Below are 10580 nucleotides of genomic sequence, written 5' to 3' on the forward strand. Positions count from 1 at the left end.
AATGAAAAAAGCTATTTTAACTTCAGTTGCGCTCGCAGCGAGCCTAAACGCGGCTCTAAGCGACAGCGAAATTCTATCTATCTACGGCGGCGTACCGCAAGGCATCGACATAAAGATCGCCGAGCGCATCCCGCTTAGCGAGCCAAAGGGCGTAGAGGCGGTCGTTTTAAAAATTTCTCAAGGCAATATGTCGCAAGAGGAGATCATTTTCACTCAAGGCGATCTGATATTTACGGACATCATCGATCCTAAAAAACGCGTGGTTTACAAAGAGCAGATCAAGCAAGACCGCGTTGCGGGACAGCTGACAAAGGTCGTAAAATCCGAAAACAAAGACAATATCATCAAGCTGGGAAACGATCCTAAAAAGCCTACGATTTTAATGCTGACGGACGCTTTGTGCCCATTCTGCCGCAAAGAGATGGCAAGGATCGAAGAAACGTTAAAAAATAACAATGTCGATATCGTCATGACCTCCGTTCACGGCGATGACGGCCACGCAAAATCCGCGCTCATCTACAAAGAGATCAAAAATGCTAAAACCGACGAGCAAAAGATAGCGGTTTTTAAAAAATATTACGCTGAAGATAACAAAGCAGGCGCCAAAGACGTAAGCGCCGCCGAGCTAAACGCTGCAAAAGCCCTAGCTGCCAAATACTTCGGTGCGGGGGTAAACTCGGTGCCTTACATCATCGAACTAGACAAGCTAAAATAATCTCTCTTAAATTTTGCGGAGCGATCCGCAAAATTTCGCTTCTTTCACCCAATTTCGGTAGCTTTCAATCAATCTAAATTTTGCCTCGGATTATGAATACTGCCCCTTTGGAGTTCTTGCAATTCCGCTGCTTTTAAAAATTCCGCAGTTGCACCTAGTATAGAATTTTAAAATCTCTTACGGATGAAACGCGATCCACAAAGTCTTAAACGGGCAAAATCTTATAATTTTAAAACCCCCTCAGCGTCCGCGCGAAATTCTGTGGCAGCGATTCCATCTCGTCGCTTCGCATCCATAACGGCACAAAAATGGTCTTACATGGAATTTCAAAGTAGAAATTATGCGAGCAAAAATTTTACGGTCAAAATTTTAAAATTTCGCGGCAAAGCTCGGGTAAAATTTAGCCGCAAATCTCATAAAATTTTTGTTTTGCGGCAAAGAGGAATTTGTAATCGTGCTTCAAGCTGCCTATCTTGGACTACTCCGATTAAAATCAAAACTCCACGTCAAAAGCGGCTCTTGCCAGGCTATTTTTGCTCTCGCTTAGCTCGTACGACGCGCTGAGTCCGACGCTTTGAAGGATCTTATATTTCAGTCCGATCGCGCCGTTAAATACGCCGCTAGAATAATCAAGCCCCTCGACGTCGTACCTGTCCGAATACTTTCTGCTTGCATGATACGAATCGCCGCTAAATCGATGCTCGTACTCCACATTTGCGAATATCTGCAGATCGCCGAAAGCCTTGATCGCGTAAATTCCCGCGGTGCCGTTCGGCGCGGTTTTTGAAGCGGAGCTAAATTTAAGCCTAGAGATCGCGTCCTCGTTCACCATAATCGCTCCAAGCCCCAAATATGGCTTAATGTAGCCGTTTTCAAATAAGAATTTATACCCTGCCCTCGTACTGAAATCCCAAATTTGCGACTTGTATTTCGCGCCGTGGATAGCGCCGAATCCGTTGTTGGTTTCAAATTTATGATCGTTCGTCGAATAAGTTAAATTGACCGCCAGATCCACGTTCTCGTTAAAATCGTATCTGCCCGCCAGACCGAGCTCGTAGGATTTGATGTTTTCTTTGACGCCGTCGAATTTACCCTCATACCAAGCGTCTGATTTTTGGTACCCAAAGATCACGCCCAGCGTAAGATCATCTACCCTCTTGGAGGCTCTGAGTAAAATTCCGTCGCTCTTGTGATCGTATTTGACGCCGCCCGAGCGGTCTTTGTAATCCCCGCCGTAGTTTCCAATCGCGCTTACGTTTACGTTAAACTCCTGCCCGTCGGTATCGGCTAAATTTTTATAAGCGGAATTTCTTGCTAGCTTGGTAAGATCCAGATCGACCTTCGAGCGCGGCATCTCGATGCCTACCCGGTTGCCGCCTCTTGCGACCTGCGAAAACAGGCTGCCGTTTTTAGGCGTGAAATTATTAATCGCCAGCATCAGCGCTTCAAAATAGGTAGGCAGATCGTCGTATCCGCTAGGATAGGCATTCGTATCGGAGGTGATGAATAGATTTGCCGCGTTGCGCTCGCGAGATAATCTTATGATCTCGTCGTATTGATCGGGTCTGGCGTTATATATGACATGCAAAATTTTAGAGGAATTTGCCGGGTCTTTTTCAAACTCCGAGGTTCTAGGACGATAGCGGTTTATGTACTCGTCCGCGCTCACCTCTTGCAGCATCCAAATGTCCGCATAAGGGGCTATGGCGTCGCGCACGCCCCAGCCGTTGTTTGCTAAAACGAGCATTCCGGGGTATTTGGTCTTGATATAATTATAGATACTCTGCATATAAGAGATAGTTGCGGGATTGTTTTCGGTATTGACCTCGTCGATAAAGTATCCCGCGATATTTTCTCTGCCGTAGAAATTTACGAAATTATCGATATCGGCATAGACTAAATTTAGATTTCTAGTAGAATTTTTGGTATAGGTATAGCCTAAATTTGCTATGCCCGCCGCAATATTTCGCTTCATCTGAACGGCGTCTTCGTCCCTTCTGACTAGATATTGCGTAGTTTGATCGCCCGGTATCGCCGCCTCGTATGAACCGAAAGCCACATAAGGAACCAACGCGCCCCCTATATTGGTAATGCCGTTCCAAAACTCGGCATTTACGCCGCTATTGCCCGTCCAGCGAAACGCAGGCATCATAACGCGCTGATTATTAAGCCCGCCCGAATATGAGCCCTTTTTGGCAAAGCCCCTTGCGTACTCGAGCTTGATACGAAATGAGTTTTCATACTGCTCGCTTGCGGAATTATCGCTAGCCGCGTTGCGCCTGCTTAATTTCGCGCCCAAGCTATCCGCAGCGCTCATTACATCAGAACGAGAAGTGTTGTTGGAAGGTGATTTTTGCGCGTTTGCATAGCTCCAGGAATTCTGCTCGCTCGCATAGCCGAACCCTGCTGCACCGACAAGCGCAAGAGATACGATTTTTTTCAAAGACTTTAGCATTCTGCACCGCCTCAAATAAAATTATCCAAATTCTTAAATTTCGACAAATTTGCGGACGCGCTTTTAAAATTAAAAGCCTTGTCGAAATTTAAAAATTTAGCCGCCTTGGAGCGACCAAATTTTAAAGCTTATTTTAATGCTGCTTTTGCCTTCTTTGCGACGGTTGAGAAAGCTTCGGCGTCATTCATAGCCATATTTGCTAAAATTTTTCTATCAAGCTCGATGCCCGCTTTTTTCAGTCCGTTTATAAATTTAGAATAGCTGATGTCGTTTAGCCTACAAGCTGCATTGATGCGCACTATCCAAAGTCTGCGGAAATCGCGTTTTTTCGCGCGTCTGTCACGGAAGGCGTAAACGAGGCTTCTCTCTAGCTGCTCTTTAGCCTTTCTGAAATGTTTGCGTCTTGCGCTATAAAATCCGCGCGCAAGCTTTAGCACCTTGTTGTGACGGCGGCGTCTAACGATGCCCGTTTTTACTCTTGCCATATTAATCCTTTCTTAATCGGCGTCCCTTTTGGGATCTTGCCCTAAAATCCATGAATTTAGGGGAGTTTGAATGACTTTCGTCAAAAACTAACTTCGCACTATTTGCAAAGCATTCTTTTAACCGCAGATACGTTCGTAGAATCGACGTATTGGGCCTCGCGCAAATTCCTCTTGCGTTTTTGAGACATCTTCGTCAAAATGTGGCTGCGAAACGCCGAGCCTCTTTTGATCTTGTTTTTGCCCGCTTTAAAACGCTTGACGGCACCGCGCACGCTTTTCATCTTTGGCATGGTCGTCCTTTTTTTAAAGTGAACGGGAAGTATATAATAAAGTTTCTTTGAAAAATTTGAATTTAAGGAATTTTGTAGCTTAAATTAACGCAAGATAAATTTAAAGTTAAATTTTACCGCCTGCTCAAGATTTAATTTCGCTTGACCTGAAAAATTTTATACAAATTTAAAGGGCTAAATTTAGAGATAAACTTAGCCTGCATTAAATTTTAAAACTACGCTATTTAGTTTAAATTTACGCGCTGTACCGCGGGAAAAAACAGCGCGTAAATTTTAAAATTTTGCCGCACGCACCGCAAATGCCGCTAAATTTACTCTACGCCTTCTTCGGCGTGATCAGCATATTTACGTAGCGGCCCTCCAGCGCAGGCGTCTTATCGCGATCGGCAACTTCTGCGAAAAATTCGTCCCAAATTTTATTTAGCAAATTTACGCCGATTTCCGGGCTCGACATCTCGCGTCCTTTTAAAAATACGCGAAGCTTGACGTGTTTGCCGCTACTAAGGAATTCTTTCGCGTGTTTTACTTTGTAATTAATGTCGTTTTGAGCGATTTTGGCGGACAGCTTGATCTCTTTGACCTCGATGATTTTTTGCTTTTTTTTCGCCTCTTTGAGCTTTTTTTCCTGCTGATAGCGAAATTTGCTGTAGTTCATGACCTTGCAAACGGGCGGCTTTGCATCGGGCGCTATCAAAACCAGATCCACACCCTCTCGCTCGGCGATTTGCAGCGCCTGCGCCTTTGAAATTATGCCATAAACCTCGCCGTTGTCGCCTATGCACCTGACTTCGCTAGCCGGAATGTCCTCGTTTAGAAAAACCTCTTTCTCTCTGCTCAAAAATTCACCTCGTTTAATTTAGCTTTTACGAAATTTAAAAACTCATCCAGCCCTAAATTTCGCTGTTCGCGCGCCCTGCGATCGCGCAGAGCCACGCTGCGAGCCGAAACTTCATTATCGCCTAGGACGATGATGAGCGGCACCTTCTGCTTTTCAGCCGTTCTGATTCGTTTATTTAGCGTCTCGTTTTTATCTAAAATTTCGCCGTCAATGTCCGCTTCGCGCAGCAAATTTAAAATTTCCTTCGCATAGCTTGCGTGCGCCTCGCCGATCGGCACGATCGATACCTGCGTAGGACAGATCCAAAACGGAAGTTCGCCCGCAGTGTGCTCGAGCAAAATCCCTACGAAGCGCTCGAAGCTTCCCAAAATCGCGCGATGTAGCATCACGGGCTGCTTTTTTTCATTATTTTCGTCGATGTAGCCAAGCTCGAAGCGCGCAGGCAGGTTAAAATCGACCTGCACCGTTCCGCACTGCCATTTTCGACCGAGCGCGTCGGTGATTTTGATGTCGATCTTAGGTCCGTAAAATGCACCGCCGCCCTCGTCTAAGCCGTATTTTAAGCCCTTTTCGTCAAGCGCATCTTTTAAGGCCTTCGTCGCGATATCCCAAACCTCGTCGTCGCCGACTGCCTTTTGCGGTTTGGTCGAAATTTCAAGCTCGTATTCAAAACCGAAAGCCTTCATCAAAAGCTCCACGAAATCCAAAATTTCATAGACGTTTTCTTTGATCTGGCTCGGCATTACAAACAGATGCGCGTCGTCCTGCGTAAACTCGCGCACGCGGAAAAGCCCGTGCAAGACGCCGCTTTTTTCGTGGCGGTGCACGACGCCGTACTCGCAAAATTTAAGCGGCAGATCGCGATATGAGCGGATTTCGCTTTGATAAACCTTGATATGACCGACGCAGTTCATCGGCTTGATGCCGTATTCTTGCTCCTCGATCGTCGTAAAATACATATTTTCTTTGTAGTTGCTGTAATGCCCGCTGATCTTCCACGCGTCTGATTTTAAAATTTCAGGGCCGCGCACCGGCTCGTAGCCGCGCTTGCGAAGCTGCCTATAAAGGCGCTCCTCGAGCTTTATACGCATCCTCGTACCCGCAGGAAGCCAGATCGGAAGTCCCGCGCCGATCTGCTCGTCGAAGGTGAAAAATTTCATCTCGGCTCCGAGCTTTCGGTGATCGCGCTTCTTAGCTTCTTCTAGCATCGTAAGGTGTTTTTTAAGGCTATCTTTATCGGCGAATACGACGCCGTAGATGCGAGTTAGCATCTCGCGTTTCTCGTCGCCACCGAGATACGCTCCTGCGATGCGCGTAAGGGCGAAATTTTTCAAAAATTTCGTATTTTGCACGTGCGGGCCGCGGCAGATGTCCTCAAACTCGCCTTGCGCGTATAAGCTAACCGGGCCTTCGGGGATGCGCTTCAAAACTTCCTGCTTAAGATCGTCGTTTGCATATTTTTTTGCAACCGCCTCTTTGGTGGAGGCTATCTTTTTAATCTCTAAATTTGCCTCGGCAAGCGCGCGCATCTTTTTTTCGATCGCCTTTAAATCCTCTTCACCGAGCTTCTCGCCGTTATCTTTGCTGACGCGGATATCGTAGTAAAACCCATCTTCGATCGCCGGTCCTACGAAAAATTTAGCACTCGGATAAAGCTCGCGCACCGCCTGTGCCAAAAGATGCGCACAGGAGTGGCGCAGAATTTTAAGCGCGTCCTCGGAGTTATCGAAATATATCGGCTGCGCCTCGCTTGCGTGCTCGCCGATACTTTGAGTATCGTAAATTTCACCGTTAAGTTTATATGCGATAATATCGCTCATTGGCTTGTTTCCTTTTTTACCGAATTGTCTTTCTTACACTGAAAGAACGAGAGCTAATTTTAGCTAATCAATCCTTAACGATAAATTTAAAAAATATTAAAATTAAAATTTTTGATTCTTTTCTCGCAATAAAAAATACACAGCGTTCGCACAAAGAGCACAAATCGCCATCACACTTGCGAGCAAAAACGGCTTATTCGCTCCCACTGCACCCACGATAAACGAAATAGCCCCGGCGATGGCAAACTGCATAGTCCCCAGTACCGCCGAAGCTGCGCCAGAGTTGCCGTCCTTATACAGCGCCATCGCAAGCGTCGTGGCGTTAGGCGCGACAAAGCCGAGCGATGAAAGCAATACGAAAAGCGAAGCCTCAAAGCAGATGAAGGGAAGGCCAAGCATAGCGCATGCGAGCAAAATCAGGCTCATCACAAGCATCGCTATTACACCGAAATTTAATAAAGCTGTGGGTTCGCGCTTTTGCACGAGCTTGGCATTTAGTGCCGAAACAAGGGTCATTCCAAGAGCGTTTATGCCGAATACTGCGCCGAAAGCGCGCTCGCTAAGCCCGTAATAATCCAAAAATATAAAGCTCGAGCCCGTTATATAGGCAAAAAGTGCGCTCATCGCAACCGCAAATCCTAGCGTATAGCGCATAAATTCTTTATTTCGCAAGATTATGCCGTATTCGCCAAGCACGCCTTTCACGCTAAGTGTAGCAGTCCCATCTATCTGCGCGCTCTCGCTAAGTCCGAAAAATATGAATACGAAAAGCAAAATTCCAAGCGCAAACAAAATCGCAAAAATCGCTTGCCATGAGAAAAAATCTAGCACAAATCCACCTAGAGTTGGTGCTAGCATCGGCGCTAGCGAGCCTACGACCATCATCAGCGCAAACATCGCCGCAGCCTCGTGCAGTTCGAATTTATCATTAATTACGGCTCGCGCAAGTACCACTCCCGCGCACCCGCCTAAAGCTTGCAAAAATCTAAAAAATATAAACGCGTAAACGCTATCAAAGCTCACGCAAGCAAGCGACGCAAATATAAAAAGCAAAATGCCCGCGTATAACGGCTTTTTACGACCAAATTTATCGCTTAGCGGCCCATAAACTAGCTGTCCTAGCGCAAAAGCGATGAAAAAACTCGCAACTGATAGCTGAGTGTAAAACTCGCTCGTAGCAAAGCTTGCCTTTACCTTTTCCAGCGCGGGCAGATACATATCGGTAGACAAGGGCGCCAGAGCCGACATATAGGCAAGTATAATCACCAGCTTAAATTTAGCGAATTTACTTTGTTTGACCATCGTTTTTCTCAATTATTTTTAGGCAGAGCTCAAACGTGCGCACGAGCGCGTTTAGATCTTTAAATTTTTGCGGCAAGAGCCTGGCAATAAAATATATCGGACGCAGCGCAAGTACCGTAGCCCACGCACTTTGCACTACATCCTGCCCGCCGCTTGAGGCGTAGGTGTAAATGCTTGCGCGCACAAAGCCTTCGCTCAGACCTTCGCGACAAAGATCATAGACAAACAGCAAAAAATCTCGCATTTTGGCTTTTTGCAGATCACCGCGCTCGCCGCGATTTTCAAAATCTATAAATTTCATCTCGCCGTTTTTTACTAAGACGTCGCGCAGTGCGGGTCTGCCGTGTATGAAGCCGCGCGAATGTAGATGTGCTAACGCTGCAGCGTAGCCCTGAATGAGCGCCACGCAAGTCGCCTCATCCGAGCTTTTTAGCACCTCGTCCACCGGCGTGCCGCCGTCTTTGAGTACGAAAAAGCTCTCGTCTCGCAGCACCAGCTGCGGCACAGGCGCGCCGGCTGCGTATAGGCTCTCGCATTTTAGCGCTTCGTAATCGAAAGCGGCTTTCGGATTTGCTTTAAATATTTTCGTAAGCAATCCACCGCGGATGCGCAGTTCCGGCTGCTTTAGCCAGTATTTCTCACCCTCGAAACTAAAGCTCGTGACGCGCTCGCCAGGATGATTTTTTAGAATTTCATTTACATATTCTTTAAAATTTTGCATTCAATAAATTTAGCGAATTTTTTTTAGAAAGAGCTAAATTTGCGAGTTTTATTTCATTAAGTTCCATATGTCCGCATAAAATTTATTACATAAATTCGGCGGGGCTAAATTTTAAAACTATCAAGTAGAATTTATTGAAGTCTTGGAATTTTGTAGCGCAGGAAACAGCAAAAGCGCATAATTTTAAAATTTAGCAGTTGGATAAAATTTCAGAATTTTACAAAAACTAAGATTTGCGTCAAAAAATTTTAAAACCTAGAAGTGGCGACCCCTACGAGATTCGAACTCGTTTTACCGCCGTGAAAGGGCGATGTCCTAACCGTTAGACGAAGGGGCCACTTAATCTGGTATTAAGATTAAAGGCGGTATTCTACTCAAGACGCACTTAAACCCAACTTAAATTAAGGATTATTTATGAAATGCTCTTTTCTGGCGCCGCTTGCACTTTCGCTTCTGCTCGCAGGCTGCGCTACCACCGCACTCAAGCCCGCTTCTACGCAAGCTGTAAATTTCACCGTCATTTCGCCGCTTACTCGCACCAGCGACGCGGGCTTTATGCGTAAATTTAAAAACCAAACCGAGGTTCAAATTTACGCAAGCGGCATCAGCGTGCTGAGCCTGGTTTTAAAAGGCGATAAAATTTGCATGAACGGCGCGTGCGACGACGAGCTCGTTTTCAATAAAAAATTCTTTGGCGCCGAGCATTACCGCGGACTTCTGGGCGAAATCCTAGACGGCAAGCCGATCTTCGGTGGCAGCGACGCGGGCGGCCACTGCTTTGAACAAAGCCTGCAAGCTGGCTCTATCGATTATAAGGTTTGCCGCGACAAGGACGGCGGCGGAAGATTCATAAGCTTCGCCGACGCAAAGCGCCGCGTAAAGATTAAAATCCGCGAGCTGCAGTAAAATTTTGCGCTAGCCGCGAGCAATGTTTGTAGCGCGTGAGATGCAATTCCGCGGGCGGCGCGAGCAAATCGCGAACGAGTAAAATTTCGCGCAGCGGGCGTTTGTAAGTGCGCGGAAATAATGCGCTTCGGTAGCCGCCTCAAAACACGGCGCGAGCGGTCAAAATTCCATTACTCGGTGGGGTAGTTTTCAGCTTGTGCAAACGGCGCGGTTTTATTGATGTTCTGCACAGGCTCTTCGCGGCGAAATTTACTAAGCAGCGCGTATGTGCGAAAGAAAAAGCGCGCATTTAAATTTAAAAAATCCGCGCACGGCTCGGGTTTATGAAATTTTGCCGTACGCGGCGTAAAATAAAATTTAGGAGGTAAAATGAAGCGGATCGGAGCGCACGTGAGCGCTAGCGGCGGGGTTTCTAACGCGCCGTTAAACGCCGCAAAGATCGGGGCGGACGCGTTTGCGATGTTCGTCAAAAATCAACGCAGATGGGATGCGCCGCCGCTTAGTGCAGAGGGGATCGCCGCATTTAAGGACGCGCTGAGGCAAAGCGGCATCCGCGCGGAGCATGTCTTGGTGCACGACAGCTACCTCATAAATTTGGGCCATCCGCGCGAGGCAGAGCGCGAGAAGTCCCTAAACGCCTTCATGGACGAGATCCGCCGCTGCGAGGCGCTCGGGCTTAAGCTTTTGAACTTTCATCCCGGCTCGCATCTAAATGAAATTTCAGCTCAAGTGTGCCTGGATAATATCGCAGGGGCGCTAAATTTCGCCATCGCAAACACCAGTGGCGTCAAGCTCGTGCTCGAAAATACCGCGGGCCAGGGCTCCAATCTCGGCTATGATTTCGCTCAGCTCGCTTACGTGATCGGCAAAATTTCAAACAAAGATCGCATCGGCGTCTGCATCGACACCTGTCACGCGTTCGCCGCAAGATACGACCTCCGCAGCCCGCAGGCCTACGAGCGCACGATGAGCGAGTTTGACCGCGCGATCGGCTATAAATTTTTAAGCGGCATGCACCTAAACGACACGAAAAACGAGCTTGGCGTGC

10 protein-coding genes and 1 tRNA gene are annotated in these 10580 nt (G+C 47.1%); 3 read left to right on the forward strand and 8 right to left on the reverse strand.

All coding sequences use genetic code 11. The features are described 5' to 3' along the window. A partial coding sequence (locus tag Q0369_RS05435) for a hypothetical protein (RefSeq protein ID WP_298097057.1) occupies positions 1-715 on the forward strand: 715 nt, incomplete at its 5' end. Positions 716-1208: 493 nt separating this feature from the next. Here Q0369_RS05435 and Q0369_RS05440 read toward each other — a convergent pair. From Q0369_RS05440 to Q0369_RS05475, 8 genes are all read right to left on the reverse strand, one after another. Continuing rightward, positions 1209-3170 (reverse strand): spherulation-specific family 4 protein, encoded by a 1962-nt coding sequence (locus Q0369_RS05440; RefSeq protein ID WP_298097060.1) that lies wholly within the window; start codon positions 3168-3170, stop codon positions 1209-1211. Between the two features lie 128 nt (positions 3171-3298). Next, a complete protein-coding gene (gene rplT, locus Q0369_RS05445; RefSeq protein ID WP_298097063.1) occupies positions 3299-3655 on the reverse strand; it encodes a 50S ribosomal protein L20 in 357 nt (118 codons plus the stop codon). A gap of 98 nt (positions 3656-3753) precedes the next feature. After that, positions 3754-3945 carry a 50S ribosomal protein L35 gene (gene rpmI, locus Q0369_RS05450; protein WP_291940085.1) on the reverse strand — a complete coding sequence of 64 codons (192 nt, stop codon included), beginning with the start codon at positions 3943-3945 and terminating at the stop codon, positions 3754-3756. A 316-nt stretch (positions 3946-4261) separates the two neighbouring features. Continuing rightward, positions 4262-4783 (reverse strand): translation initiation factor IF-3, encoded by a 522-nt coding sequence (infC, locus tag Q0369_RS05455; protein WP_298097066.1) that lies wholly within the window; start codon positions 4781-4783, stop codon positions 4262-4264. Next, a complete protein-coding gene (thrS, locus tag Q0369_RS05460) occupies positions 4780-6603 on the reverse strand; it encodes a threonine--tRNA ligase (RefSeq protein WP_298097069.1) in 1824 nt (607 codons plus the stop codon). Before thrS ends, infC begins: the two co-directional genes overlap by 4 nt. A 102-nt stretch (positions 6604-6705) precedes the next feature. After that, positions 6706-7905: a multidrug effflux MFS transporter gene (locus Q0369_RS05465; protein WP_298097071.1), complete on the reverse strand. Its 1200-nt coding sequence runs from the start codon at positions 7903-7905 to the stop codon at positions 6706-6708. Then, entirely contained in the window at positions 7889-8626 is a 738-nt protein-coding gene (locus tag Q0369_RS05470) for a spore coat protein (RefSeq protein ID WP_298097074.1), read from the reverse strand. Before Q0369_RS05470 ends, Q0369_RS05465 begins: the two co-directional genes overlap by 17 nt. Positions 8627-8888: 262 nt before the next feature. Continuing rightward, positions 8889-8963 (reverse strand) — tRNA-Glu (locus Q0369_RS05475). A gap of 77 nt (positions 8964-9040) precedes the next feature. On the opposite strand from Q0369_RS05475, the gene Q0369_RS05480 reads away from it, so the two are divergent. Further along, positions 9041-9532, forward strand: coding sequence for a hypothetical protein (locus Q0369_RS05480; RefSeq protein WP_298097077.1), 492 nt, complete (start codon positions 9041-9043; stop codon positions 9530-9532). 369 nt (positions 9533-9901) lie between these two features. Then, positions 9902-10580 (forward strand): deoxyribonuclease IV (gene nfo / locus Q0369_RS05485; RefSeq protein WP_298097080.1); only part of this gene is annotated, 679 nt, incomplete at its 3' end.

The organism is uncultured Campylobacter sp. (assembly GCF_938030685.1).
Taxonomy (GTDB): Bacteria; Campylobacterota; Campylobacteria; order Campylobacterales; family Campylobacteraceae; genus Campylobacter_B.

What these genes read in the sequence shown, in the direction of transcription:
- Q0369_RS05470 (WP_298097074.1), bottom strand. Translation starts at nt 8,626, where the DNA reads ATGCAAAATTTTAAAGAATATGTAAATGAAATTCTAAAAAATCATCCT.
- rplT (WP_298097063.1), bottom strand. Translation starts at nt 3,655, where the DNA reads ATGGCAAGAGTAAAAACGGGCATCGTTAGACGCCGCCGTCACAACAAG.
- Q0369_RS05465 (WP_298097071.1), bottom strand. Translation starts at nt 7,905, where the DNA reads ATGGTCAAACAAAGTAAATTCGCTAAATTTAAGCTGGTGATTATACTT.
- Q0369_RS05440 (WP_298097060.1), bottom strand. Translation starts at nt 3,170, where the DNA reads ATGCTAAAGTCTTTGAAAAAAATCGTATCTCTTGCGCTTGTCGGTGCA.
- rpmI (WP_291940085.1), bottom strand. Translation starts at nt 3,945, where the DNA reads ATGCCAAAGATGAAAAGCGTGCGCGGTGCCGTCAAGCGTTTTAAAGCG.
- thrS (WP_298097069.1), bottom strand. Translation starts at nt 6,603, where the DNA reads ATGAGCGATATTATCGCATATAAACTTAACGGTGAAATTTACGATACT.
- Q0369_RS05480 (WP_298097077.1), top strand. Translation starts at nt 9,041, where the DNA reads ATGAAATGCTCTTTTCTGGCGCCGCTTGCACTTTCGCTTCTGCTCGCA.